The 26,878-nt window shown below is 30.4% G+C and carries 34 protein-coding genes and 1 riboswitch; of the genes, 29 read left to right on the top strand and 5 right to left on the bottom strand.

The genetic code is table 11. The features are described from left to right. The first annotated feature begins 138 nt into the window (after positions 1-138). The 5 genes from ACO6VN_RS07095 to ACO6VN_RS07075 are packed head-to-tail and all read left to right on the top strand — an operon-like array spanning position 139 to position 3,618. Entirely contained in the window at positions 139-693 is a 555-nt protein-coding gene (locus ACO6VN_RS07095) for a 5-formyltetrahydrofolate cyclo-ligase (protein WP_194201286.1), read from the top strand. Next, positions 694-2,142 carry a rhomboid family intramembrane serine protease gene (locus ACO6VN_RS07090; RefSeq protein ID WP_194201285.1) on the top strand — a complete coding sequence of 483 codons (1,449 nt, stop codon included), beginning with the start codon at positions 694-696 and terminating at the stop codon, positions 2,140-2,142. Positions 2,143-2,144: 2 nt separating this feature from the next. Beyond that, positions 2,145-2,336 carry a YqgQ family protein gene (locus ACO6VN_RS07085; protein ID WP_017000229.1) on the top strand — a complete coding sequence of 64 codons (192 nt, stop codon included), beginning with the start codon at positions 2,145-2,147 and terminating at the stop codon, positions 2,334-2,336. Beyond that, a complete protein-coding gene (locus ACO6VN_RS07080; RefSeq protein ID WP_194201284.1) occupies positions 2,333-3,304 on the top strand; it encodes an ROK family glucokinase in 972 nt (323 codons plus the stop codon). Before ACO6VN_RS07085 ends, ACO6VN_RS07080 begins: the two co-directional genes overlap by 4 nt. Next, complete coding sequence (locus tag ACO6VN_RS07075) at positions 3,304-3,618, top strand: MTH1187 family thiamine-binding protein (RefSeq protein ID WP_017000231.1); 315 nt, start codon at positions 3,304-3,306, stop codon at positions 3,616-3,618. The genes ACO6VN_RS07080 and ACO6VN_RS07075 overlap by 1 nt, the downstream gene beginning before the upstream one ends. A gap of 29 nt (positions 3,619-3,647) precedes the next feature. On the opposite strand, the gene ACO6VN_RS07070 is transcribed toward ACO6VN_RS07075, so the two are convergent. Then, entirely contained in the window at positions 3,648-3,887 is a 240-nt protein-coding gene (locus ACO6VN_RS07070) for a DUF2759 domain-containing protein (RefSeq protein ID WP_017000232.1), read from the bottom strand. Positions 3,888-3,984: 97 nt separating this feature from the next. Here ACO6VN_RS07070 and ACO6VN_RS07065 point away from each other — a divergent pair, with 97 nt between their 5' ends. After that, complete coding sequence (locus ACO6VN_RS07065; protein ID WP_017000233.1) at positions 3,985-4,617, top strand: MBL fold metallo-hydrolase; 633 nt, start codon at positions 3,985-3,987, stop codon at positions 4,615-4,617. Between the two features lie 64 nt (positions 4,618-4,681). Here ACO6VN_RS07065 and ACO6VN_RS07060 read toward each other — a convergent pair whose 3' ends face one another. After that, positions 4,682-4,930, bottom strand: a complete 249-nt coding sequence (locus tag ACO6VN_RS07060) for a DUF2626 family protein (RefSeq protein WP_017000234.1) — start codon at positions 4,928-4,930, stop codon at positions 4,682-4,684. A gap of 152 nt (positions 4,931-5,082) precedes the next feature. Here ACO6VN_RS07060 and comGA point away from each other — a divergent pair, with 152 nt between their 5' ends. The 10 genes from comGA (at position 5,083) to gcvPB (ending at position 13,271) form a co-directional block, all read left to right on the top strand. Further along, positions 5,083-5,979, top strand: a complete 897-nt coding sequence (gene comGA, locus ACO6VN_RS07055) for a competence type IV pilus ATPase ComGA (protein ID WP_017000235.1) — start codon at positions 5,083-5,085, stop codon at positions 5,977-5,979. Further along, entirely contained in the window at positions 5,976-7,016 is a 1,041-nt protein-coding gene (comGB, locus tag ACO6VN_RS07050; RefSeq protein ID WP_228064610.1) for a competence type IV pilus assembly protein ComGB, read from the top strand. The genes comGA and comGB overlap by 4 nt, the downstream gene beginning before the upstream one ends. A gap of 13 nt (positions 7,017-7,029) precedes the next feature. After that, a complete protein-coding gene (gene comGC / locus ACO6VN_RS07045; RefSeq protein WP_422404424.1) occupies positions 7,030-7,287 on the top strand; it encodes a competence type IV pilus major pilin ComGC in 258 nt (85 codons plus the stop codon). Positions 7,288-7,346: 59 nt separating this feature from the next. Beyond that, positions 7,347-7,775: a competence type IV pilus minor pilin ComGD gene (comGD, locus tag ACO6VN_RS07040; protein WP_194201226.1), complete on the top strand. Its 429-nt coding sequence runs from the start codon at positions 7,347-7,349 to the stop codon at positions 7,773-7,775. After that, positions 7,759-8,034, top strand: coding sequence for a competence type IV pilus minor pilin ComGE (comGE, locus tag ACO6VN_RS07035; protein WP_194201225.1), 276 nt, complete (start codon positions 7,759-7,761; stop codon positions 8,032-8,034). The genes comGD and comGE overlap by 17 nt, the downstream gene beginning before the upstream one ends. A 13-nt stretch (positions 8,035-8,047) precedes the next feature. Beyond that, positions 8,048-8,443 carry a competence type IV pilus minor pilin ComGF gene (gene comGF / locus ACO6VN_RS07030; protein WP_228086194.1) on the top strand — a complete coding sequence of 132 codons (396 nt, stop codon included), beginning with the start codon at positions 8,048-8,050 and terminating at the stop codon, positions 8,441-8,443. A 235-nt stretch (positions 8,444-8,678) separates the two neighbouring features. Then, complete coding sequence (locus ACO6VN_RS07025; RefSeq protein ID WP_194201223.1) at positions 8,679-9,197, top strand: shikimate kinase; 519 nt, start codon at positions 8,679-8,681, stop codon at positions 9,195-9,197. Then, positions 9,184-9,279, top strand: a riboswitch (glycine riboswitch). Its footprint overlaps the gene before it by 14 nt. 80 nt (positions 9,280-9,359) lie before the next feature. Continuing rightward, positions 9,360-10,448 (top strand): glycine cleavage system aminomethyltransferase GcvT, encoded by a 1,089-nt coding sequence (gcvT, locus tag ACO6VN_RS07020; RefSeq protein WP_194201222.1) that lies wholly within the window; start codon positions 9,360-9,362, stop codon positions 10,446-10,448. Between the two features lie 11 nt (positions 10,449-10,459). Further along, the gene (gcvPA, locus tag ACO6VN_RS07015; protein WP_422404423.1) at positions 10,460-11,803 is read left to right on the top strand and encodes an aminomethyl-transferring glycine dehydrogenase subunit GcvPA; all 1,344 of its coding nucleotides are present in this window, start codon (positions 10,460-10,462) and stop codon (positions 11,801-11,803) included. Further along, entirely contained in the window at positions 11,796-13,271 is a 1,476-nt protein-coding gene (gcvPB, locus tag ACO6VN_RS07010; protein WP_017000246.1) for an aminomethyl-transferring glycine dehydrogenase subunit GcvPB, read from the top strand. Before gcvPA ends, gcvPB begins: the two co-directional genes overlap by 8 nt. Positions 13,272-13,367: 96 nt before the next feature. On the opposite strand, the gene ACO6VN_RS07005 is transcribed toward gcvPB, so the two are convergent. After that, on the bottom strand, positions 13,368-13,748 hold the full coding sequence (locus ACO6VN_RS07005; protein WP_064205408.1) for a rhodanese-like domain-containing protein: 381 nt from the start codon (positions 13,746-13,748) through the stop codon (positions 13,368-13,370). Between the two features lie 120 nt (positions 13,749-13,868). On the opposite strand from ACO6VN_RS07005, the gene ACO6VN_RS07000 reads away from it, so the two are divergent. After that, positions 13,869-14,699 (top strand): lipoate--protein ligase family protein, encoded by an 831-nt coding sequence (locus ACO6VN_RS07000; protein WP_064205409.1) that lies wholly within the window; start codon positions 13,869-13,871, stop codon positions 14,697-14,699. Positions 14,700-14,783: 84 nt separating this feature from the next. On the opposite strand, the gene ACO6VN_RS06995 is transcribed toward ACO6VN_RS07000, so the two are convergent. Further along, positions 14,784-14,996, bottom strand: a complete 213-nt coding sequence (locus ACO6VN_RS06995) for an SA1362 family protein (protein WP_017000249.1) — start codon at positions 14,994-14,996, stop codon at positions 14,784-14,786. 55 nt (positions 14,997-15,051) lie between these two features. After that, a complete protein-coding gene (locus ACO6VN_RS06990) occupies positions 15,052-15,642 on the bottom strand; it encodes a hypothetical protein (RefSeq protein ID WP_017000250.1) in 591 nt (196 codons plus the stop codon). A 99-nt stretch (positions 15,643-15,741) separates the two neighbouring features. Between ACO6VN_RS06990 and ACO6VN_RS06985 the strand changes: the two genes are divergently transcribed. From ACO6VN_RS06985 to recN, 12 genes are all read left to right on the top strand, one after another. Then, a complete protein-coding gene (locus tag ACO6VN_RS06985) occupies positions 15,742-16,797 on the top strand; it encodes a M24 family metallopeptidase (RefSeq protein ID WP_422404422.1) in 1,056 nt (351 codons plus the stop codon). Positions 16,798-16,821: 24 nt separating this feature from the next. After that, positions 16,822-17,379, top strand: a complete 558-nt coding sequence (gene efp, locus ACO6VN_RS06980) for an elongation factor P (protein ID WP_194201220.1) — start codon at positions 16,822-16,824, stop codon at positions 17,377-17,379. 227 nt (positions 17,380-17,606) lie between these two features. Next, a complete protein-coding gene (accB, locus tag ACO6VN_RS06975) occupies positions 17,607-18,053 on the top strand; it encodes an acetyl-CoA carboxylase biotin carboxyl carrier protein (protein ID WP_194201219.1) in 447 nt (148 codons plus the stop codon). 1 nt (position 18,054) lies between these two features. Next, positions 18,055-19,413 (top strand): acetyl-CoA carboxylase biotin carboxylase subunit, encoded by a 1,359-nt coding sequence (gene accC / locus ACO6VN_RS06970; protein ID WP_017000254.1) that lies wholly within the window; start codon positions 18,055-18,057, stop codon positions 19,411-19,413. 12 nt (positions 19,414-19,425) lie between these two features. Further along, on the top strand, positions 19,426-19,785 hold the full coding sequence (locus ACO6VN_RS06965) for an Asp23/Gls24 family envelope stress response protein (protein WP_017000255.1): 360 nt from the start codon (positions 19,426-19,428) through the stop codon (positions 19,783-19,785). Positions 19,786-19,843: 58 nt separating this feature from the next. Continuing rightward, positions 19,844-20,233 (top strand): transcription antitermination factor NusB, encoded by a 390-nt coding sequence (gene nusB, locus ACO6VN_RS06960; RefSeq protein ID WP_194201218.1) that lies wholly within the window; start codon positions 19,844-19,846, stop codon positions 20,231-20,233. A gap of 17 nt (positions 20,234-20,250) precedes the next feature. Further along, complete coding sequence (gene xseA, locus ACO6VN_RS06955; RefSeq protein ID WP_194201217.1) at positions 20,251-21,576, top strand: exodeoxyribonuclease VII large subunit; 1,326 nt, start codon at positions 20,251-20,253, stop codon at positions 21,574-21,576. 2 nt (positions 21,577-21,578) lie between these two features. Further along, positions 21,579-21,800: an exodeoxyribonuclease VII small subunit gene (locus ACO6VN_RS06950; protein ID WP_422404567.1), complete on the top strand. Its 222-nt coding sequence runs from the start codon at positions 21,579-21,581 to the stop codon at positions 21,798-21,800. Then, positions 21,781-22,659 carry a polyprenyl synthetase family protein gene (locus tag ACO6VN_RS06945; protein WP_422404421.1) on the top strand — a complete coding sequence of 293 codons (879 nt, stop codon included), beginning with the start codon at positions 21,781-21,783 and terminating at the stop codon, positions 22,657-22,659. Before ACO6VN_RS06950 ends, ACO6VN_RS06945 begins: the two co-directional genes overlap by 20 nt. Positions 22,660-22,702: 43 nt before the next feature. Continuing rightward, positions 22,703-24,574, top strand: a complete 1,872-nt coding sequence (gene dxs, locus ACO6VN_RS06940) for a 1-deoxy-D-xylulose-5-phosphate synthase (RefSeq protein ID WP_422404420.1) — start codon at positions 22,703-22,705, stop codon at positions 24,572-24,574. 146 nt (positions 24,575-24,720) lie between these two features. Next, positions 24,721-25,173, top strand: a complete 453-nt coding sequence (gene ahrC / locus ACO6VN_RS06935; protein WP_017000261.1) for a transcriptional regulator AhrC/ArgR — start codon at positions 24,721-24,723, stop codon at positions 25,171-25,173. 17 nt (positions 25,174-25,190) lie between these two features. Further along, the gene (recN, locus tag ACO6VN_RS06930; RefSeq protein WP_017000262.1) at positions 25,191-26,861 is read left to right on the top strand and encodes a DNA repair protein RecN; all 1,671 of its coding nucleotides are present in this window, start codon (positions 25,191-25,193) and stop codon (positions 26,859-26,861) included. Positions 26,862-26,878 lie beyond the last annotated feature (17 nt).

The raw sequence follows: 26,878 nt of genomic DNA, 5'->3' as shown, positions 1-26,878 counted from the left end.
TAGTTATGTGTTTTTTATTTTTATATAATGAAAATGAATTTATAAGGTGCAACAACTACCTTACCCTGTATTTCTTATGTTATTATTAAAGGTGTCTAACGTGGTTTTAAATAATTTATTTAGGAAGTGTAGAAGACCATGACTACTAAAAAATTACTTAGAAAAAAAGTACTTCAAGAAATGAAAGAACAAACTAAAGCTCAAAAATTAACTTTTGATGAAGATTTATATGAACAATTATTTAAACATGATTATTTTATACAAGCTAAATCTGTAGCAATTGTTTTGAGCATGGACCATGAAGTGAATACGGATCCTATTATCGAAGAATTGCTTAAATTAAATAAAGAAGTTTATGTACCGACAACAAATTACTTAACAAAAGAAATGAAGTTTCAGCGATTATACGATATGAATTCTATATCATTCGATTCAAAAGGAATAAGATTTATTACTAAAGAAACGGAAATAAGTGCTGATATCGATTTAATTATTGTACCTGGTGTTGTATTTCGTCATGATGGTTATCGGATTGGTTATGGTGGAGGATATTTTGACAAATATCTTGCGGATTATACTGGTTCAACTTTAAGTTTAGTATATCCAATACAAATTCATGGTTTTGATATAGAAAGTCATGATGTACCAGTACAAGAATTATTATTACCAAGAGAAGTATATGGAGAAAAATAAATGGAAAAATTAAAAAGAATGTGGAAGTCGATTTATTATTTAGTGTACACAGAAGGTTATACAATATTATCAATTGATGAGGATAATGACGAAATTTGGCTGACTCATGAAGCTAAAAAAACAGTTAAACGATTTATACATAAAACACCAACTCATCAAGAAGTGGACTTTGACTTTAAAAAAGTCACAGACCATCTTAGTAATTTAATAGAGTTTATAGGGTTTAGTTTTGAACAGTTAGATGTATTTTATATATCTGATAAAGAGATGGACTTAACAGAGTTTAAGCAAACTAGTCGTCCTAAAATTAAATACTATGTTATTAATGAAATTAAAGATTTTGAGAAAGTAACATCACATGTAGTGACAAAACATCAAATTAAACGTAATAAATTAATGTCTGTTACAACATATAAAAATAAATTATTAAACGCTAGTTTTATAGATAAATTTATGTTGAAATTTTCACCAGTAACATATTTTTTAATCGCAACTAATGTCATTGTATGGTTATCAATAGTTCTAGTGTTTAAGCGAGATTCACAAATTAGCTTAATAGATTATGGAGGACTCGTTCATTTCAATGTGGTGCATGGCGAATGGTATAGATTGTTTACCTCCATGTTTTTACATGCAGACATCACACATTTACTGATGAATATGTTCTCGTTAATCGTATTTGGTAAATTGATAGAAGGAGCCATAGGTTCTATAAAGATGGGGACGATATACTTAATTTCCGGTTTATTCGCTGGCATCGTTTCTTTAAGTATTGATACAACTTCTATTTCGATTGGTGCTAGTGGCGCAATATTCGGGTTAATTGGTGCGTTTATCGTTTATCTATTTACTAAAAGTAATATTAATAAACAATTTGTTTTACAAACATTTATAGGTATTTTGATTATTTCATTATTTACGTTATTCATAAATAATGTTAACCATTTTGCTCATTTAGGTGGATTTATCGGTGGTGCTATCATTATGTATTGCATTCAAAAATGGATGGACAACGATAAGCGTAAATGGTTATATTTCATTGGATTTTTCGTATTAACTATTATTCTCATAATCGTAATTTTTAATAGGCAACAACATTATATTTATGATGAATTAACGAAAGATGCTATGAATCAAGGGAATTTTAATAGCGCTGAAAAGATGATTACACATATAAAAAATAAGCACTTTGAGTCAGATGAAACATATATACTTAGCGGTCTAATTAAAGCTAATGATAAGTCATTAGACGAGGCTATACTAGAATGGGAAAAAGGATTAAAAGCTTTTCCAGACTCAGCAGATTTAAATTATCAACTCGCATTAGGTTATCGTGCAAAAGATGATTACGATAAAGCAGAGAAATTTAATAACAAAGCGATAAAATTAAATGGAAATAATAAAAATTACAGTGCTTTGAAAAAAGAAATCGCAGCATTTAGGAGTTAAAGATGAATAATTTATATGATGTACAACAATTGTTGAAAAAATTTGGTTATATAATATATTTTAAAAATGAAGATGATCAATTAGAAATGATGGAGCAAGAAATTAAAGACTTATACAAATCGATGTTAATTTCGAAGGAAACATTTTTACAAGCAAGATTAATTATAAATCAGAGAAGGATTGAAAATAAATGACATATATACTATCAGCTGATATTGGCGGAACTACTTGTAAATTAGGGATTTTCGATGAAAAATTAGACATAGTTGAAAAATGGGAAATAGCGACTAATAAAGCAGGGGAAGGAATATTAGAGAATATCTCCGATTCTTTCAACGTACATTTAAAAAAACATGATATTACTTTATCAGATGTACTTGGAATGGGAATTGGAGTACCTGGGCCAATAGATTTTGATAATGGCATAGTTCATGGAGCGGTCAATTTAAATTGGACAGGTAAAATTGAAGTTAGAAAAATCATGCAACAATATTTTGATGGCCCAATTTATGTAGATAATGATGCTAATGTAGCTGCTTTAGGAGAGAAGTTTAAAGGTGGCGGACAAAACGAAAGTGATGTTGTTTGCATCACATTAGGAACAGGTGTTGGAGGTGGAATCGTCTCTAACGATGAATTAGTTCATGGACATAATGGTTCGGGAGCTGAAATTGGGCATTTCGTAGTAGATCATGAAAAAAGGTTCCGATGTAATTGTGGTATGAAAGGTTGCTTAGAAACTGTAGCTTCTGCTACTGGTGTTATTAATTTAGTACACTATTATTATTCAAATATGAGTGTTAAATCTAGTATCCACGACTTAATCACAACTAAAAATGTTTCAGCAAAAGATGTTTTTGATGCAGCAAAAATAGGAGACGAGTTTAGTTTATTTATAATTGATAAAGTCGCTAATTATATTGCGTATGCGGCAAGTATTATGAGTGTCATGAGTAACCCTAAATATATTATAATTGGGGGAGGCGTTAGTAAAGCCGGTGATATTTTAATTGAATATATCAAAGAGCATTATGAAAAAATGACGTTCAAGCCTGCTAAAGAAGACACAGAAATTGTTGTTGCGAGTTTAGGTAATGATGCAGGGATTATTGGTGCAGCAGGATTGATTAAAACATATGTAATAGATAAGGAGAATGCATAATGGCAATTGTAGATGTCGTAGTAATTCCAGTCGGGACTGAAGGACCAAGTGTAAGTGAGTATATCGCTGATATTCAATTAATTTTGGAAAAACATAAAGAAGCTGGTAAAATAGATTTTCAATTAACACCAATGAACACATTAATTGAAGGTGACTTAAAAGATTTATTAGAAGTTGTACAAGAGATTCATGAAAGTCCATTTAATAAAGGACTAGATAGAGTTTGTACAAATATTAGGATTGATGATAGAAGAGATAAATCGAGAAAAATGAATGAAAAATTAGATTCAGTACAAAGACATTTAGACAAATAAAAAAAAGACGAGTTTTAACTCGTCTTTCTTTAATGACTTAATATTGGATATCCATAAGTGAATATTGTAGCAAGTGAAAAGAAACCAAATGCTACTACTGTAATCGCACCAAAAAGAATGCCTAAAACATTTTTGTTTTTGAATGCTGAAATCAAACCGAATATTCCGAGTATAAATACCGCTAGCATTAACAATGAGAAAATATTAACACCGATATGTATCTTTACTCCGAATAATTCAAATAGTTCCCCTGTGTCGATAAATGGCATTCCATTACCCCCAATACATTTTTCTTTTATTATCATATTAATTGTATAATTAATATTGTGTTTTGTCGAGATACTTTTTACAAGAGGAGGAAAGAAAATGAAAGTCCATAGTTATTCTTTAGGAATAGTTGAAACAAATTGTTATATAATTGAAGGTGAAAGTGAACTATTAGTTATCGATCCAGGTGATAACGGTGAATTTATAAATGAACGTATAAAAAAATTTAATAAAAAATTAGCTGCCATATTATTAACACATGCACACTTTGACCATATTGGTGGAATAGATGCAGTGGTCAACAAGCAGGGCGTTGAAGTTTATGTTCATAATGAAGAAAAATCTTGGTTAACTGATACTGTAAAAAATGGTTCTAAAAAGTTTGAAGCATATCAGTTACCTCAAGTAGTACAAAAAACAATACCAACAGTGATTGATGAAGGACATCATGTTATAGGTGAGTTTGAGTTTGAAGCTCTGCATACTCCTGGTCATTCACCAGGCAGTTTAACGTTTGTTTTTGATGACTTTGCAATCGTTGGAGATACACTGTTTAAAGGTGGAATAGGTAGAACAGATTTATATAAAGGAGATACTCAAACTTTATTAAATTCTATTGAAGATAAACTTCTATCTTTAAATCCAGATACAACCGTGTTCCCTGGCCATGGTCCAGATACTACAATAGAACAAGAAGAAATGAGCAATCCTTATTTAAATGGTTTTAGTTAAAGCTATAAAAAACACCAATTCGTTAAATAACGAATTGGTGTTTTTAGGTTGAGATAAACTTCTATTAACCATGATGTCCGAAACTTGGCTCTAGTAAGAATGTTGAATAATATGTAAATCCAACAAAGCATACAACTAAATATAGTGCGAATATATACATATACATTCTTTCAGTTAATTTTAAGTATCCCAACAATACGAAAAATCCTGTTTGAGCTACGAAGAAATAAGCCATCATGTTCATACCGCCAACATAAAACATTGTAGCAAATATAGCAGTCCAGAAGCCTAGAGTTTTAAAAACTTTATCCATCTTCTTATGAACCCCCTCTGTGTTTACTTTCTTAGTCACTTACAATTATAAAGTTACTATGTGTAAAAGTAAATAGGCATTACTACAAAATATAAAGTATATAGTAAGTAAAACAAGGTTTTCATTACGTTTATATATATTAGGAGGCGATTATGGAAACTTTATTTAAGACAATTATCAAAGATGCTATTATTTTGAAAGCAACTGACATTCATTTTATTCCAGTGAAAGAGGATCGGGTCAAAGTTCAGTTGAGGATAAGTGGTGAGAATACGATTTATGATTGTGATATTAATAACGCTTTATATAACCGTTTATTAATTTATATGAAGTTTATTGCTCATCTAGATGTAAGTGAAAGGAATAAAGCTCAAAGTGGTCAATATATATTTGATGATATATATAAATATTATTTAAGAATATCCACTTTACCTTTAAGTCTAGGAATTGAGTCTTGCTCAATTAGGTTAACGCCTAAATATTTCGAAGAATATATTGACCATAATATTGATGACAATTATAAAATAATTAAAGAAGAAATGTTTAATTCCGAAGGCTTATTTTTGTTCACAGGACCAACCGGTTCGGGTAAATCGACGATTATGTACCAATTTTTATATGACTTACAACAAATTAAAGATAAACATATTATTACGATTGAAGACCCAGTTGAACAAGTTTTAGATGGTGTAGTACAAGTTTCTGTAAATGAAAAAGCAAACATAAATTATCATAATTCTTTTAAAGCCATTTTAAGATGTGATCCAGATGTTGTCATGATAGGAGAAATTAGAGATGAAGAAACAGCCAAGCAAGTTATACAAGCAAGTTTAAGTGGTCATTTAATATTATCTACAATGCATGCGAAAGATAATTTAGGGGCTATTTATAGACTTTTAGAACTTGGAATATCTAAAGAGCAAATAAAACAAGGTATCGCATGTATAGCCAATCAAAGACTTTTAAATGACCAATTAGGAAATAGATATAGACAAATGACTTATATATTTAGTCATGAAATTAATCTATATTTAGAAAATAAATCATGATGAAGAAAGGCAATATATTAAAGAAAGACCAAATACTATTTTTAACACGCTTATCAGATATGTTAAAGCAAGGTTTCACATTAATGGAATCAGTACAATTACTAACTGATCAATTTTCGCAATTATCAAGGTTACGTATTAAGGAAAAGCTTATTGAAATAGTAAAAAATACTGGTCAACTTCATGAAGTTGTTTCATTTTTAAATTATCCTCAAGTTATTATCACTCAAATTTATTTTGGTGAACAATATGGCAATATGATTGATTCTATAGATCACTCAATTTTGTATTTGAAAAAGATAGAACAAGTGAAACAAAAATTTATAAAAACGATTCAATATCCAACACTTTTATTTTTTATATTTTTCATGTTACTAACCGCAGTTAATCACACGATTATCCCTCAATTCAATGAAATTTATCAATCAATGAACATAAATGTCTCTACCTCATTAAAAGTATTATCTACAATATTTTCTTACTTACCAACTTCGTTATTAATTATATTTTTAATCGCAATTCTCACATTGTTATTAGGTTATTTTTTCTATATAGGTATAGAAGTATCAAAGAAAATCTACTTTTTTAATAAAATTCCTATTTTGAATCAATATATTTCGATGTATCGCTCATATAGATTATCTAGAGACTTTTCATTTTTTATTCAAAATGGCATACCGCTTCATAAAATAATTGAAATTTATATTATGCAGACTAAAGACGATGTATTAAAATATATCGGATTATTTATTCAACAATCAATGAAATCAGGAGACTCCTTACCCCAAGCGATTAATAACTTGAATTGTTTTGATAGTACTCTGATTCAATATATTACACATGGAGAACATAAATCTAAATTAGACTTAGAATTATATTATTTTAGTGTATATATGCTTGAGAAACTAGAAAAATCTATTATCAAACATTTAAAGTGGGTACAACCTATCGTCTTTGGAACTTTGGCATTCCTAATCGTCACATTATATTTAATTATTATTTTACCAATGCTACAAATGGTTGATGGCATTAAATGAAAGGATGAAATAAATGAAAAATATAAAGTTTTTTAAAAAAGAAGAAGGCTTCACGTTGATTGAGATGTTAATCGTATTATTAATTATAAGTATTTTACTTATAATTATAATCCCTAACATAAGCAAGCAGTCTGAAACCGTGAAAAGTACTGGTTGTCAGGCACAAGTTAAAATGGTTGCTAGCCAAGTAGAAGCATATACATTAAAACACGATGCTAAGCCAAATTCAATTAATGATTTAGTAAGTGATGGGTTCATAAAAGAGAATTAATTGACTTGTAAATCTGGTCAGAACATTGTTTTAAATAACGGAGAAGTAGTAGCTCAATAATGAATAATAAAGGCTTCACGTTAATAGAAATGGTAATTGTGTTGAGTATTCTAAGTATTATTGTTCTCATAACAATATACATTTCAATTAATTCTGTAGATAAATTTGGTTTAACAAGTGGCATTAATGATTTTGAAACAAAATTAGAATATTTAGAAACCAAATCTTTATCAACTAAACAACCTATACTTGTATGGTTTAAACCAAATTCAACCAAAATACAATATCAAATTAATAACGGAAATATACATTCAATTAATCTATATAAAGGAAAAATATCTAAAGATAATAAATTCACTACATTAGTTTACGATGGAGAAGGTAATATCAATCAATTTGGAACATTAAAACTAGAGTTTAATAATAAACGTTATCTTGTCATATTTCGTATTGAAAAAGGGAGGTATAGAATTGTTGAAGAAAAATAATGGTTATGTATTTATAGATTTAATGTTATCTATATTTATTATCGTATTGTTAGGAGGCACTTTATTACCGATAGTTCATACATTAAATAAACATATACAAAGTGAACAGAAACAAATTAAGCTTTATCAAATTCTATATCAATCAGTACAATCCAAACAAATAAAGTACGATACTACTAAAATGAAATTAAGTCATTTGAATGACAAAATATGCTTGGAAGACGTGTATAGTTATGAAAAAGTTTGTGTTCAGAAATAACAAAGGGTTTACGATGTTAGAAATGTTATTATCTTTATCATTTTTAATGATTATATTAGCGTTAATACCATTCTTAATTCAAAGTATATATGCTCTGAAAGAAAATGCTTTTAATCATAGTGAATATGAATTAATAATGTTTAGAAAAGATATTATAGAAGAGAGCAAAGAGGCTGAAATCAAACTTAACCAGGTTTATAATAAAATAATTTTTACCCATAAACACTCGAGTTCTGAGTATACCTTATTAAATTCTAAAATTTATAAAAGTATAAATGGCAGAGGAAATATAACTTTATTAAATAAAGTTAAATCTTTTAAAATCAATAAAAACGATAATGGTAATATACAGATTGACTTAGAAATCATTAAGGGGAGAATCACAATTCGTGAAACGATATTTATTTAAAAACAATGGATTTATTTTACCATTTCTTCTTAGTATATTATTTGTCTATTCTGCTTTTTTATCATTTTATCTCGTTCAATATAGTTATAAAATGAAAATCTATAATCATCTAGAAGAATACTACAAAAACGAAATAAAAATTATTTTAAATAAATGATTTATAGTCTTTTTATTTTCTGAATAATGAGATAGAATATAGTTTAAGTTGGAATATAGCAACTAAGGAGTCGATATAATGTCAGTAGTATTAATAGGATTTATGGGCGTAGGTAAAACTTCAATCGGTAATTATTTAGGTGAACATTATGACAAACCTTTAGTTGATATCGATACTTATATCGTTGAAACAACTAAACTATCAATTCCAGAAATTTTTGCTAAGTATGGAGAATCACATTTTCGTAATTTGGAAAAAAAATCACTGGAAGAATGGATTGATAAAGACGTTATTATTTCAACTGGTGGTGGTATTATTGAGTCTGAAGCATCAAGAAATGTTATGAAAGGTAACCCTCATAACATTTGGTTAAAATGCGATGTTGATACAGTTTATGAGAGAATTAATCATGACCCAAACAGACCAAATGCTAATGGAAAATCACTAGAAGATTTAAAAAGCTTGTATTCAAAACGAGAATCAAGTTATAATGATATCGCATTCATACATATTGATGCAGATAGACCTAAAGAAGTAGTTGTTACAGAGATTATTAATTCTCTGGACAAAGATATATTTGCGAATGATCAAAGTTAGAGAGAATGAATGAATAATTCATCGCCGAAGGAGCAAGCCATGTTAGTGTGAATCTCTCAGGCAAAAGGATAACTTTGTGACGCATTCCTGAAGAGTACTTCAACAGGGTAGCTTAAGCTACCCTGTTTTTTTATTATACATAACAAGAAGGGAAGAAAAATAATGGCTAATGAATTAAAAAAGACACCGTTATATCAAACGTATCTTGATCAAGGTGCAAAAGTGATTGATTTTTCAGGTTGGGCTTTACCAGTCCAATTTACAAGTATTAAGGAAGAACATAATGCAGTAAGAAATGAAGTCGGTATTTTTGATGTTAGTCACATGGGAGAAATTTTAGTAACTGGGGAAGAAGCGTCTAATTTTGTACAATATGCACTTACAAATGATATTACAAAACTTAACGATTCTAAAGCTCAATATACAGCCCTTTGTACTGAAGAAGGCGGTATTATTGATGACTTAGTGATTTATAAACTGAAGGATTCTGTATATTTATTAGTTGTTAACGCTGGTAATACTGATAAAGATTACGAATGGTTGAAAGAAATAAAAGGATTTAACGCAAAAGTAGAAAATAAATCATCAGATTATGGTCAATTAGCGATTCAAGGACCTAAAGCTAGATCAATTGTTCAAAAACTAGTAGACGTTGATATTAGTGAAATGAAAATGTTTGAATTCAAACAAAATGTAACGATATTTGATAAAGAAGTTATACTTTCTCAATCAGGCTATACAGGTGAAGATGGTTTTGAAGTATATTGTCATTCTGAAGATACGAAATTAATTTGGGATGGTTTTATAAAAGAAGGTGTAACACCATGTGGTCTTGGTGCACGTGACACTTTAAGGTTAGAAGCGGGTCTACCATTACATGGACAAGATTTATCTGAAGATATTACACCATATGAAGCCGGGATAGGTTTTGCTGTAAAGCCATTGATTGAAGATGACTTTATCGGAAAAGAAGTTTTAAAAGAGCAAAAAGAAAATGGTGCTGACAGAAAATCAATTGGAATTGAAATGATTGATAAAGGTATACCAAGAACTGATTATGAAATTTTAGATACTGATGGTAATGAAATAGGTTATGTAACATCAGGTACTCAATCACCTTCTACAGGTAAATCAATTGCTATGGGCTTAATTAAAAAAGAAGAGTTTGAATTGGATAAAGAACTACTTATTCAAGTAAGAAAAAGACAAGTTAAAGCTAAAATTGTTAAAAAATCATCATTTAAATCATAGGAGTGAAAAAAATGGGTCATCGTTATATTCCTTTAACAGAGAAGGATAAATCAGAAATGTTAGATGTAATTGGTATTAAATCAGTAGATGAATTATTTACTGACATCCCTGAGTCAGTTAGGTTTAATCAACCTTTAAATATTAAAGAAAAGAAATCAGAAACAGCTTTATTAAGGGAACTGTCTCAACTAGCAAATAAAAATATTACGAGTGAAACACATGCTTCATTTTTAGGAGCAGGCGTATACGATCATTATATTCCTACGGTTGTTGACCATGTAATTTCTAGATCGGAATTTTACACTGCATATACACCATACCAACCAGAAATTTCTCAAGGCGAGTTACAAGCGATTTTTGAGTTCCAAACATTAATCTGCGAACTTACAGGTATGGATGTTGCAAACTCATCAATGTATGATGGCGGGACAGCATTTGCAGAAGCGGCTGTATTAGCAGCTGGTCATACAAAAAAGAAAAAAGTTATTGTTTCTAAATCTGTACATTATCAATCTATCGAAGTACTTAAAACATATACGAAAGCTCAAGATATTGATGTTGTAGAAATAGATTTAGATGGTACTGTTACGGATTTAGAGAAATTAGAAGCTGCAATAGATGATGATACAGCAGCAGTTTGTGTTCAGTATCCAAACTTCTTTGGTTCTTTAGAAGATTTAGAAAAAATCCAAACATTAATTGAAGACAAAAAAGCTTTATTTATTGTTTCTAGTAACCCATTAGCTTTAGGTTTAATTACGCCTCCTGGAGATTTTGGTGCAGATATTGTAGTCGGTGATGCACAAGTATTTGGTATTCCAGCTCAATATGGAGGACCTCATTGTGGTTACTTTGCTTCAACTAAAAAATTAATGCGTAAATTACCAGGTAGATTAGTTGGACAAACTCAAGATGATGACGGGAATAGAGGTTTTGTATTAACATTACAAGCTCGCGAGCAACATATTAGAAGAGATAAAGCAACTTCTAATATATGTTCAAACCAAGCATTGAACGCATTAGCAGCTTCAGTATGTATGAGTGCATTAGGCAAAAATGGCGTCTATGAAATGGCTGAAATGAACATGGAAAACACGTATTATATGAAAAATAAATTAAAAGAAAATGGTTTTGAAGTTTTAGAAGGCATTTCATTTAATGAATTTGTTGTTAAATTTAGCCAGCCTATTGCAGAAATTAATGAAAATCTATTGCAAGATGGCTTTATTGGTGGTTTTGATTTAGGATTTGTAGATGACAATTTAAAAAATCATATGTTAATTGCTGTAACTGAACTAAGAACGAAAGATGAAATAGATACATTTATTGAAAAAGTAGGTGAATATAATGCGTAAACCATCAAGTGAATTAATTTTTGAAAGATCAAGAGAAGACAGATTTGCATATTCATTACCTGAAAAAGAAGTAGACAATCAAAACATAAAAGAAATTTTAGGGGATAAATTCACTAGAAAACAAAAAGCCGAGTTACCTGAAGTTAGTGAATTGGATTTAATGAGACATTATACTGAGCTATCTAATAAAAACCATGGGGTTGATACAGGTTTTTATCCACTTGGTTCATGTACGATGAAATATAATCCTAAAGTTAATGAAAAAGTAGCAAGAATGTCTGGGTTTGCAAATGCTCATCCACTTCAAGATGAAGCAACTGTTCAAGGTTCTTTAGAAATCATTTATGATTTACAAGAACACTTAAAAGAAATTACAGGTATGGATGAAGTAACATTACAACCAGCAGCAGGTGCACATGGTGAATGGACTGCATTATTAATGATTAAAGCTTATCATGAAGCAAACGGTGACTATAATAGAACGAAGGTTATCGTACCAGATTCTGCTCATGGCACGAACCCAGCTTCTGCAAAAGTCGCAGGTTTTGATACTGTCACTGTAAAATCTAATGATAAAGGATTAGTCGATATAGAAGATTTGAAAAAGGTTGTAGGTGATGATACTGCAGCTATTATGTTAACGAACCCGAATACTTTAGGTTTATTCGAAGAAGATATACTTGAAATAAGAGAAATTGTTCATAAAGCAGGCGGTAAACTTTATTATGATGGCGCAAATTTAAACGCAATTATGAGTAAAGTACGTCCGGGAGATATGGGATTCGATGCTGTTCATTTAAACTTACACAAAACGTTTACTGGTCCTCATGGAGGTGGCGGTCCTGGTTCAGGTCCGGTTGGAGTCAAATCTGATTTAATTCCATATTTACCAAAACCAACTGTTATTAAAGAGAATGATGTATATAAATTTGAACATGATATGCCAAATTCTATTGGTCGAGTAAAACCATTCTTCGGCAACTTTGGTATATATTTACGTGCTTATACTTATATTAGAACTATGGGGCCTGATGGTCTAAAAGCAGTATCTGAAGCAGCAGTATTAAATGCTAATTACATGTTGAGAAGATTACAAGATCATTTTGATACACCATATACGCAACATTGTAAACACGAATTTGTAATTAGTGGTTCAAGACAGAAAAAGCTAGGTGTAAGAACTTTAGATATGGCAAAACGTTTGCTTGATTTCAATTTCCATCCACCTACAATTTACTTCCCGATAAATGTTGAGGAATGTATGATGATTGAACCAACAGAAACAGAATCAAAAGAAACACTAGATGCATTCTGTGATACATTAATTCAAATTTCAAAAGAAGTTGAAGAAGATCCTGAATTGGTATTAGATGCACCTCATACAACTGTTATTGGTAGACTAGATGAAACTCAAGCAGCTAGAAAACCAGTATTAAAATTCGAACTTTTAAAAGAAGAAAAGGTATAATAATAAAATAAAAATAGCAGTGAAGAATCCCATAACAACGGAATTTTTCACTGCTATTTTTTAAATATTAAAGCTTTTAATCTGGACGTTTTTAATCTATTTAGATTTAACTTTTCCTGTCCATTTTTTATATCCGCCTTTTAACATGTAAAGATCTGTGTAACCTTTTTTCTTCATCATTTTTGCGGCTCTATAACTTGCTACGCCATTGGCATCACAAAAGTATATAGGTTGATCTTTACGTAACCCTTGATATCTTGTGCGGAAAACACTCATTGGTATGTTTCTAGCACCAACGATATGACCATAGTCAAAATCGGCTTTTTCCCTTAAGTCTATGACTTGCGCCTTTCTTAATCCTTTGTGAAACTCATTTTGATCTAATTCTGTGACTGCGCGCTTATTTAATGTGTAGTTTATTGCCATATAAATGATAATCAAAACTAGGACGATGAGCGCGATGTACCAATAATTCATGGTCTAATTCCTCCCAATTTAACTCTATAACTACTATTATAAGATTTATTGTGAGATTTATCAAAATATATTTGCTAAAATAATAAAGTATATAGAATTTATCGAATAGGAGTTTTTATTGTGAAAGAAACTTGGCATTTTGTAAATACAAAATCTAGCAATCCGTTTTATAATATGGCTGTTGATGAAGCGCTTATGAATTTTGTAAGCAGGGAGGAAATTGATCCTGTAATAAGGTTTTATACTTGGAATCCAGCAACTTTATCAATCGGTTATTTTCAAAAACTCACTAAAGAAATAGATATTGAAAAGGTTAAAGAAAAAGGGTTTGGTTTAGTAAGACGCGCAACAGGAGGCAGAGGTGTCTTACATGACAAAGAATTAACTTATAGTGTTATCGTACCAGAGTCGCATCCAAACATGCCTCAGACTGTAACTGAAGCATATAGAGTTATATCTGAAGGGTTGCTCGAAGGTTTTAAAGCATTAGGTTTTGAAGCTTACTTTTCGGTTCCGAAATCTAAAGAAGCAAGAGAAAAGTTAAAAAGTCCAAGAAGCTCAGTTTGTTTTGATGCACCGAGTTGGTATGAACTTGTAGTTGAAGGTAGAAAGATAGCTGGCAGCGCCCAAACTAGACAAAAAGGTGTTATCTTACAACATGGTTCGATTCTTCAAGATATTAATGTAGATGAATTGTTCGATATGTTTACATATAGAAATGATAGATTAAAAGAAAAAATGAAAGCTGCATTTATGGATAAAGCAATCGCTATAAATGATATTTCAGATCGTCACATTACATTAGAAGAAATGGAAACAGCATTCTATGAAGGTTTTAAAAAAGGACTAAATATAGAATTTAAACCATTAGAATTCACAGAATCTCAAAAAGAAGAAATAAAACACTTAGAAGATAAATATCGATCAGAAGAATGGACGTATAGAAAATAAAATAAAAAATCCCAATCCGAAGTAAAAAAATCAACGGATTGGGATTTTAATATTGAGAAGGGAATTTATCTCCCGATTTCATATTTATCTATTTTTTCTTTTGTTTTTACGAACTGCTTTTTTGTATTTTCTTTGATCGGGTGTTAAGAAGAAGAAATAATAAATTAAATAAATGATAATACCAAATATGATTAATGAAATAACCATTCTAATGAATCCCATAATAAAGAAATCAAGATTCATAATTAATCCAAACAATGCAATTATTATAATTAAATAAAACAAAAACTTTTTCATAAAATCTCACCTTAGTTTATTAGTCTATTTAATATATCATATTTCAGATAATACCTCACTTAATTTGACCTATTTCATCCTTCAAACCATTTAATTTATTAATAGATTCTTCTATTTTCTTTTTATCTTTTTTCTCGTAAGCGTCTTTTAAATCTTTGAAAACATTTTCTATATTTTTAGATAGACTTTCCAAATTTTCATGTAAATTTTTAAAATCTTTTGGAATGGTTTTGCCTTTCATCTCATTTTTATACTCATTTGAAATTGTCTTTTGATTCGTATATATATTTTCTATTTTATTTTTAATATTTTCGTCTCCAAGTTTTTTCTTAATATCATCATTTATTTTATTATATTCAGATATGTTCGATCTTGTTTCATTTATAAATTGAGTAGAAGAACGTAAATATGTAATAGAAAATTGTGATGTTACTTGGCTTTCTTTGTTTTTAATAGAATTTTCTAATGTTTTTTCCTTTTGTTTATATGTTTGATTTTTATCTTCTAGATTCGTAATTTCTTGTTTAGCTTTTCTATTTTCTTTTTTTAATTTTGATTTCTTTTGTTCTAATTGATCTATTTTATCATTACCACATGCTGATAATATGATTGTACTCGTCATTAATATTGTTATTATTTTTTTCATATTTTTTAACTCCCAATGTTTTACTCTGAAAAATTTAAACTATGTATGATATTATTTTAATGTATATAGATTTATTGTACAAATAGAAAGGGGATAAATATGAAATTTACAAACTTAAGAAAAGTAATGGAAAAAAAAGGGTTAGATGCTATTGTTGTTCTTTCGCCATACAATAGAAGATACCTTTCTGGATTTACTGGTACAAGCGGGAGTTTATTAATCACCCAGGATACGAAACAATTAATTACTGATTTCAGATATATACAACAAGCGAATTCGCAAGCTGAAGATTTTGAAATTATTAATCAAAATGGTCCTATGATTAATAAAATTAATGAATTAATTCAACACGGTAATTATAAAAATGTAGGTGTTGAAGCAGATTTAATTACGTATAATGAATATCAAGCTTTAAATACAGACGAAGTACAATTATCTTCTATTGAAGGTGTAATTGAAACAATTCGTATGATTAAAGATGATTTTGAAATTAAACAAATCCAAAAAGCAGCTGATATCGTCGATGAAACATATGAACATATTCTTAAATGGGTTAAACCAGGTATGACTGAGAACGAAGTAAATAATGAAATGGAAATGTTCATGCGTAGTAAAGGTGCAACATGCTCTTCATTCGATACAATAGTAGCATCTGGACATCGTGGTGCTTTACCTCATGGTGTTGCAAGTAATAAAGTAATTGAAGAAGGTGACATGATTACTTTAGATTTTGGTGCGTTATATGAAGGTTACGTTAGTGATATTACGAGAACATTTGCTATTGGTGAACCTAAAGAAGAAATGAAAAAAATATATAATATTGTATTAGAATCACAATTAGCAGCATTAGAGCAAATTAAACCAGGTATGACTGGTAAAGAAGCAGACTCTATCGCACGCGACATTATCTCTAGTTATGGTTACGGCGAGCAATTTGGACATTCTCTCGGCCACGGTATAGGATTAGAAGTACATGAAGGTCCTGCATTATCACAAAAATCAGATATAGTTCTTGAAGAAAATATGTGTGTTACATTAGAACCAGGTATATATGTAGAAGGACTTGGTGGTGTAAGAATAGAAGATGACGTATTAGTAACAAAAAATGGCTTACAGCGCTTTACTAAATCCACAAAAGACCTTATTATTTTATAAGAAGGATAATTAGGAGGAAAATGAATGATTTCAGTAAACGATTTTAAAACAGGCTTAACAGTTAAAGTAGATAATGGTATTTGGAAAGTTATGGACTTCCAACACGTTAAACCTGGTAAAGGTGCAGCATTTGTTCGTTCTAAGTTAAGAAACTTAAGAACTGGTGCCATTCAAGAAAAGACATTTAGAGCTGGTGAAAAAGTAGAAAGAGCACAAATCGATAACCGCCGTATGCAATATCTATATGCTAATGGTGACAGCCATGTATTTATGGATAACGAAACATATGATCAATTAGAATTACCTGGGGACACTTTAGAAAATGAACTTAAATTTATTAAAGAAAATATGGAAGTTCATATTCAAACGTACGAAGGTGAAACAATCGGTATTGAAATGCCTAACACAGTTACTTTAACAGTCACTGAAACTGAACCAGGTATTAAAGGTGATACAGCAACTGGTGCTACTAAACAAGCTACTGTAGAAACAGGATATACTTTAAATGTTCCTTTATTCGTTAACGAAGGTGACCAACTTGTTATTAATACAAGTGATGGAAGTTACGTATCAAGAGGATAATATTTAAACAATTTAGGCTGAGACATAAATAAGTGTCTCAGCCTAAATTATTATATGGATAGTGTGCTACTGTTTTGTAAATGTATTTATATAGGGCTTTTTAAAATTCAAAATTTGTATGACACTCCCAAATTTTAATTAAATATTAAAATCGCTTGAATTGGTATGACCACTAAAGTAAAATGTATGAAGTATCATGAATTTGAATTTAAAAGGAGTTTTTTTACATGAACTTGAAACAAATTAAAGAGCTTGTTGACGTACTAGACAATTCTTCTTTAACTGAAATTGACATTAATGATAAAGAATTTAAACTGACTTTAAAAAAAGAAATTAAACAAGAAGTTATCTATAATCAAGAACCTACACGTGTAGTAGAGCCTGCACCGGTTACAAATCAAGCTGACGCACAACCTGCCCCTGAAACTGAAGTAGATAATAGCATCACTATTAATGCACCAATGGTAGGTACTTTCTACAAATCTCCATCACCAGATGAAGGCCCATATGTACAAGTTGGATCTAGAGTTGAGTCCGATACTACTGTATGTATATTAGAAGCTATGAAACTATTTAATGAAATACAAGCTGAAGTATCAGGTGAAATAACTGAAATATTAGTTGAAGACGGACAAATGGTAGAGTATGGCCAACCGTTGTTCAAGGTGAAATAATATGAAAAAAGTATTAATAGCAAATAGAGGGGAAATAGCCGTAAGAATTATCAGAGCTTGTAGAGAACTTGATATACAAACAGTAGCCATTTATTCTGAAGCAGATAAAGAAGCATTACATACTCAAATTGCTGATGAAGCATATTGTGTTGGTCCAACACAATCTAAAGATTCATATCTACACATACCTAACATTCTATCAATTGCTAAATCTACAGGTTGTGATGGCATACATCCTGGATACGGCTTTTTAGCTGAAAATGGCGACTTTGCAGAAATGTGTGAAGCTTGCCAAATTAAATTTATCGGCCCTAGTTACAAATCCATTCAAAAAATGGGGATTAAAGATGTTGCTAAAGAGGAAATGATAAAAGCTAATGTACCTGTTGTACCAGGTAGTGACGGGTTAGTAGACACGGTTAAAATCGCAAAAAAATGCGCGAAAAAAATTGGTTATCCAGTAATTATTAAAGCAACAGCTGGCGGCGGCGGTAAGGGTATTAGAATAGCACGCGATGAAGAAGAGCTTGTTACTGGATTTAGAATGACTCAACAAGAAGCTGAAACAGCGTTTGGTAACAAAGGCGTTTATTTAGAAAAATTCATAGAAAACTTTAGACATATTGAAATTCAAGTATTAGGCGATTCATTTGGAAACGTGATTCATTTAGGAGAACGTGATTGTACGATTCAACGTCGTATGCAAAAATTAGTAGAAGAATCACCTTCACCTGTATTATCAGAGGAAATGAGAAAAGAAATGGGAGAGGCAGCTGTCAGAGCTGCTAAAGCCGTTGAATATGAAAATGCAGGTACGATTGAATTCATTTATGATTTAGATGAAGATACATTTTATTTCATGGAAATGAATACACGTATCCAAGTAGAACATCCTGTTACTGAAATGGTAACGGGTATGGATTTAGTTAAATTACAATTAAAAGTTGCAAGTGGTGAAGCATTACCATTGACGCAAGAAGATGTAGATTTATCAGGTCACGCTATTGAGTTTAGAATCAATGCAGAAAGTCCATTTAAAAACTTTATGCCTTCACCTGGTAAAATCAATCAATACTTAACACCTGGTGGATTTGGTGTACGTATAGATTCAGCTTGTTATGCAGGTTACACTATACCGCCTTATTATGATTCCATGGTTGCTAAGCTAATTGTATATGGTTCAGACCGTACTGAAGCAATACAAATTGGTAAAAGAGCTTTAACAGAATTTTTAGTAACTGGTATAGATACAACTATCCCTTTCCATCTAAGATTATTAGAAAATCATGTTTTCAAATCAGGTGATTTTAATACCAATTTCCTCGAGATTCATGATATTATAAATAATGAAGATAATTAAGGAGGGATTCAAGTGGCTAAAACAATTGAAAATGAAAAGCCTTCTTTAGGTAAAATAGAGATCGCGCCAGAAGTAATTGAGGTAATAGCAAGTATAGCAACTACAGATATCAAAGGTGTCTCTCACATGCAATCCGTTTTTAATAAGAATTCCTTAGAAAAATTCGGGAAAAAGAATTTTGGTAAAGGTATTAAAGTCGATATAAAAGAAGATGGTATTTATATTAATGTTTACTGTACATTTGACTACGGAACAAAAATTTCTGAAACAGCGAGAAAAGTCCAATCAGAAATTAAACAAGCATTAAATACAATGACTGCATTAACGCCTAAAGAAGTTAATGTTCATATCGTCAATATACACTTTCAATAATAAACAATGATTAATTAAGAGGATGCGTGCATCCTCTTATTCTTTGAAGGAGAAGAATATGAAAAGACAAGAATTAAGAGAAATCGTGTTCAAAGCTTTGTATCAATTAGAAAACAACAAAACTGAATTAACTGTAGAAGAAGCTATTTCTTATTTAGTTGAAGATTTTAAAGGTGAACAATATTTATATGTAAAAAACTATGTCAATCAAGTTATTGAAAAATCTAACGAATTAGATGATATTTTCAAACCACATTTGAAAAATTGGACGCTTGAACGATTACTGAAAACAGATAGAATTATTTTAAGAATGGCCACATATGAATTAGAATATACAGATACACCTGAAAAGGTCGTATTCAACGAGGCGGTAGAAATATCAAAAACTTATAGTGATGATGATCATTATAAATTTATTAATGGTGTACTAAGCAGCCTATCAAAATAATAAAGAGTGATAATTAAATGGATAAGTATTTAACAGTTACAGCTATAACAAAATATATAAAATATAAATTTGACCAAGACCCGCATCTCCAAAATGTATTTATTAAAGGAGAAATATCAAATTTCAAAAGACATTCAAGCGGGCACCTTTATTTTGCTTTAAAAGACGATAAAGGTGTAATAAGCGCAATGATGTTTAAATCCAATGCTAACCAATTATCATTTGAGCCAAAAGAAGGCGATCAAGTTTTAATTGAGGGACGTATAGGCGTTTATGAATCAAGAGGTTCATATCAAATTTATGTTCAAACTATGCAATTAGACGGTATTGGTTTGCTTTATGAGAAATTTGAAGCACTTAAAAAAGAGCTTGCTGAGAAAGGTTATTTTAATGCCGATCATAAATTAAGTATTCCAAAATATCCTAAAAAGATAGCAGTTTTAACTGCTTCAACAGGTGCAGCAATAAGAGATATTTGTTCTACCCTAGACAAGCGTTACCCGCTTGCTGAACAAGTACTCATAAGTACTTTAGTTCAAGGTAAAGGAGCTAAGGATAATATTATTAACAATATTAAAGAGGCGGACTCTATGGGTGTTGATGTTATTATCGTTGGCCGTGGTGGTGGATCAATTGAAGACTTATGGAGTTTTAACGAGAAAGAAGTAGTTGAAGCTATATATAATTGTTCTACTCCTATTATTTCTGCAGTAGGACATGAAACTGATACGACATTAAGTGATTTTGTGAGTGATGTTAGAGCTGCTACGCCTACACAAGCCGCTGTTATTGCAACGCCAGATATAAATGCGTTGTATCAACTTATTCAGAATGCACGTCAATATTTGACGAAACATATCACACAAGATATTCAAAGAGAAAAACAAAGGCTGAATCAGTTATCGTCTTACTATAAATTGAAAACACCATCATTATTATATGATCAGGAAACTCAATTACTAGATGATTATCAAAAGCAATTAAATAGAAATCTCGAGCAAACAATACTTCGATATAAACATCGAATGGATATATTACAGAATAAATTAAGAATTGGACCAATTTCCAATAGAATTTTTCAATACAGACAAGATTTTGATCGTTTGAAATATGAACAGAATCAGCTGATTAATCGTATTTTGACTGATAAAAAGCAACTATTAGCTAATAAGCTTGTACAATTAGATACTTTAAGTCCTACACAAACAATGTTACGAGGTTATTCTATTATTGAGAAAGATGATAAAATAATCACAAGTAAAGATGATTTAAGTGTAGAAGATGAAATTACGGTTAACTTAAAAGATGGTAAAATAAAAGCTAATGTTAAAGAAATTAGGTGATGATTGTGACTAAAGAACAGACATTTGAAGAAATGATGACAGAACTTGAAAAAGTTGTAGGTAAATTAGATGAAGAGAATATTTCATTAGAAGAATCTATAGAACTTTATCAGCGTGGCATTGAATTGAGCAGTAAATGTGAAACAAAACTTAAAGAAGCTGAAGAAAAAGTTAACAAGCTAGTAAAAAAAGAAGGTGATTCTAATGAATCAAATAATGAATAATTATGTTGAAAAATTTAATGAATCACTCAATAACACCAAACTTATCCCTATAGTTGAGACTCAATTAGAAGAAAGTATGCGCTATTCTCTTTCTGCTGGTGGTAAACGAATTAGACCTGTTTTATTATTAATGACGTTATCTATGTTGAAGACTGACATAAATAAAGGTATGGAAACTGCCAAAGCTCTAGAAATGATACATACGTATTCATTAATCCATGATGATTTACCTGCAATGGATGACGACGATTATAGACGTGGTAAAAAGACAAACCATAAGTTATTTGGCGAGGCGACAGCTATCTTAGCAGGAGACGCTTTATTAACAAAAGCATTCGAACTTATTTCTAAAGATAAAGAGTTAGCATCTGAAGAAAAAGTTAAATTAATAAGATTATTATCTGAAGCAGCTGGGCATCAAGGTATGGTAGGTGGCCAAATTCTCGATATGGATAGTGAAAATAAAGATATTTCATTAGATACTCTACGTAAAATTCACAGATATAAAACTGGAGCGCTTATACGTTTTTCTGTTGTTGCAGCTTGTACAATTGCTAAAGTAAATAGTAAAACATTTTTATTATTAGATTCATTTAGCCAAGAATTAGGTTTAATTTTCCAAATAAAAGATGATTTATTAGATATCGAAGGTGACTTTGATAAAATTGGAAAAGCTGTTGGAAGTGATGAAACAAACAATAAGAGTACATATATAAGTATACTTGGGACAACTAATACAAAAATCGCTCTCGAGCAACATGTTAAACAAGCGTTATATTTACTCGAGCAATTAGATAAAGATTATAATACTGAAGAACTTAAATCGTTAACTAAATTATTTGCAAATAGGGAAAAGTAATAATCTCAAACTTATAGGTAATAGGGCTAAAGGTGGTAAAATAATGGATGTTTCAAAAATAAAAAATCCTTCCTTTATAAAAGGATTATCAAACCCTGAACTTGAGGAATTAAGCGCAGAAATCAGAAAATTTTTAATTGAAACATGTTCTATAACTGGGGGACACATCGGGGCGAATTTAGGTGTTGTTGAATTAACACTGAGTTTACATAAACACTTTAACAGCCCAACTGATAAAATTATTTGGGATGTTGGTCATCAAGCTTATATCCATAAAATTTTGACTGGAAGAGGACACGAGTTTGATTCTTTAAGGCAATATAAAGGATTATGTGGCTTTCCTAAAATGAAAGAATCTGAACATGATGTTTGGGAAGCAGGACATAGTTCCACTTCATTATCAGCTGCCATGGGGATGGCAAAAGCACGCGATATTCTTGGAAACACAAATCACATCGTTCCAGTTATTGGAGACGGTGCTTTGACAGGCGGTATGGCTTTAGAAGCATTAAATCATATCGGTCACGACAAAACTGATTTAACAATTATATTAAATGATAATGAAATGAGTATTGCTCCCAATGTAGGTGCGATGCATAATATGTTTGGACGAATTAGAACAAATCATAATTATAATCGTTTTAAATTTGATGCTGAAAGCTTTATCACAAGATTACCAGGTGGAGATAAATTGAGGGACTCAGCTGATAAAATTAAAGACAGTTTAAAATATTTAGTCGTTGATGGTATATTTTTTGAAGAGTTAGGTATCAAATATATTGGTCCAGTAGATGGTCATAATTTTAAAGAATTAGACGAAGCTATAAATGCTTCTAAACAAATAAATAAACCTGTATTGATTCATGTTGTCACTAAAAAGGGTAAAGGTTATAAACCCGCAGAAATTGATACAGTAGGCACTTGGCATGGTTTAGGACCATATAAACTTGAAACTGGTGAAGTGATTAAAGGAAAAGCAGAAGGCCCTGCCTGGAGTGCTTTAATGAGCAATGAAGTACTTAATTATGCGAAACAAGATAAACGTGTAGTAGCTATTACACCAGCAATGCCAGTTGGTTCAAAATTAACGAAGTTTCAGCAAGAACTACCTGAACAATTTTTTGATGTAGGTATTGCAGAACAGCACGCTGTAACAATGTCTGCTGGATTAGCGACTCAAGGTATGAAACCATATGTAGCTATATATTCAACTTTCATGCAAAGAGCTTATGATCAGCTACTACATGATGTTGATAGACAAAACCTTGGCGTTTTATTTGGTGTTGATCGTTCTGGTTTAGTTGGTGCAGATGGAGAAACACACCAAGGCGTCTTTGACATAGGATTTTTAAATCAATTTCCTAATTTCACGATTATGATGCCTAAAGACGGTAATGAAGCAAAGGACATGCTTAAAACTGCATTTGAAACCGAACATGGTCCAATGGCGATTAGATATCCTAGAGGTAATGCACCAGCAGTAGAAGATAGAGAAGAAATAAAAGTATTATCCATAGGAAGTTGGACAAAGGAACGAGAAGGCAATGATGTAACATTAATAAGTTACGGTCCAACTTTAGAATTAATTACTGAAGTAGCCGATGAATTATTGAAAGAAGGAATAAATGCTACCGTAGTAAATGCTAGATTTATTAAGCCGGTGGATGTAGAGTTGTTACATGAACTAGGCGAAAAAGGTATACCGTTTATTACGATAGAGGAATCTATGTTAACTGGTGGTTTAGGTACACAAATTGCAACATTCATTATAGAAAACGATTATGAAAATAAACTGCGAAGAATCGGTATAAATGATGAATATATAGAACATGGAGATGTTAATTTATTATTAGAAGATATAGGTATCTCCAAAGCAAATATAAAATCAGTTGCTAAATCAATAATAAAAAAATAATTATAAACAGATGAATAATTATGATAAAAAGGACGCTTTAGTAATAATAAAGCGTCTTTTAAATATTTAATAGCGCTTACATTACTCATTTTACAAATTTTATGCTATTATAATTGTATAAATATTCATTAGTTGAGGTGTTATAAATGGCAAATAAAACAATGCGACAAATTAAAATAAGAGAAATTATTTCAAACGAACAAATAGAAACACAAGAAGAATTAGTTAGAAGGTTAAACGAGCTCGATTTAAACATCACTCAAGCCACTATTTCTCGTGACATTAAAGAGTTGCAATTAATCAAAGTTCCAGCTCCATCAGGTCAATATATATATAGTTTACCTAGAGATAGAAAATATCACCCAATTGATAAACTAGGTAGATATTTAATGGATTCATTTGTGAAAATCGATGGTGCAGATAATTTACTTGTACTAAAAACATTACCCGGGAACGCTCAATCAATCGGTGCTATTATAGATCAAATTGACTGGAAAGAAGTTTTAGGCACAATCTGTGGTGATGACACGTGCTTAATTATCTGTAAAGACAAAGAATCTGGAGAAATTATTACAGATAGAATTTTCAATATGCTTTAAAGGAGATTTAATAAACTATGTTACAAGCACTTACAATCAAACAATTCGCAATAATTGAATCTTTAGAAATAAATTTTTCAAATGGTTTAACTGTACTAAGTGGTGAAACGGGTGCAGGTAAGTCTATTATTATAGATGCTATAGGTCAGTTAGTAGGTGCGAGGGCGTCACAAAGTTTTGTAAGACATGGTGAACAAAAATCAACAATTGAAGGTGTGTTTGACATTGATAATGTTCCAAACGTCAATAAAATCCTTCAAAATTTAGACATTGACGTTGATGAAGATTTTCTATTTGTGAAACGAGAAATATTCGCATCAGGTAAGAGTCTTTGTAAATTAAATAACCAAAATGTAACTTTAGCTGAATTAAAAACAGTTATGCAAGAATTGTTGGATATACATGGACAGCACGAAACACAAGTTCTATTAAAGCCCAAATATCATTTAACACTTTTAGATAATTATGCTGATGGTAAATACCAAAAAGAAATTGATAATTATATTAATGTTTATGAATCTTATAGAATTAAAAAGCAAGAGTTAGAGAAGTTAGAATCTCAAGACCAGGCTTTACTACAAAGATTAGACTTGATAAAATTTCAACGTGATGAATTACATGATGCTAATTTAAAAGAAGATGAATTAGACTTTTTAAACCAAGAAATTAAAAAGCTACAAAATCATGAGAAAATTAGCGAAAGTTTAAATAAAGCTCATTTATTTTTAAGTAGTGAAGAAAATATACCAGATAAAATTTATGAACTTAATCAAGAAATTCAAAATATTAATGATATAATACCAGATAAATATACTGCTTTTAGTGAAGAATTAGATCAAATGTATTATACGTTAGAAGATTATAAACATGAATTATATAATGATTTAACAAATAATGAGTTTGATGAATCATTATTAAATGAATACGAATCTCGATTAAATGTTTTAAATGATTTAAATCGGAAATATGGTAAAAGTATTCCTGAGCTTATTAAGTATCGTGACAAAATTGATGATGAAATTTTCAAAATTGAAAATTACGAACAAAGTACTACTCAACTAAGAGAAGAAATTCAAAGCTTACATGAAGAAGTTCTTGAAAAAGGAAAGTTATTATCTACAAAAAGACGAAAAATCGCATTGAAGTTAAGAGATAGACTTATTGATGAAGTTCAAAACTTGCATATGCAAGATGCTAATATTGAAATAGCATTTACTGAAACATCACCAGGTAAAAATGGTTTAGAAGAAATTGAATTTCTAATCAGTCCGAATAAAGGTGAACCACTGAAAAGTTTAAATAAAATCGCTTCAGGTGGTGAATTATCAAGAATAATGTTAGCATTAAAAAGCATATTTGTATCTAATAAAGGTCAGACAGCAATCTTATTTGATGAAGTAGATACTGGTGTTTCTGGTCGTGTAGCTCAAAAAATGGCAGAAAAAATGTATCAAATATCTCAATCAATACAAGTGATATGTATTTCCCATTTACCACAAGTCGCTGCGATTAGTGATAATCATTTATACATTACTAAAGAAACTGTAAACGATCGGACGATTACATCTATCAAACAATTAGTCGGAGACGATAAAATAGATGAAATAGCTAGAATGATTTCGGGTGTTGAAGTGACAGAATTAACAAAACAACATGCTAAAGAAATGATAATTCAAAATAAAAATTAAAATAGTATGATTTGATA

The organism is Mammaliicoccus sp. JADD-157, assembly GCF_049310805.1.
Taxonomy (GTDB): domain Bacteria; phylum Bacillota; class Bacilli; order Staphylococcales; family Staphylococcaceae; genus Mammaliicoccus; species Mammaliicoccus lentus.
The sequence above is the reverse complement of the archived record's forward strand: the minus strand, read 5'-3'. Positions and strand labels throughout refer to the sequence as shown.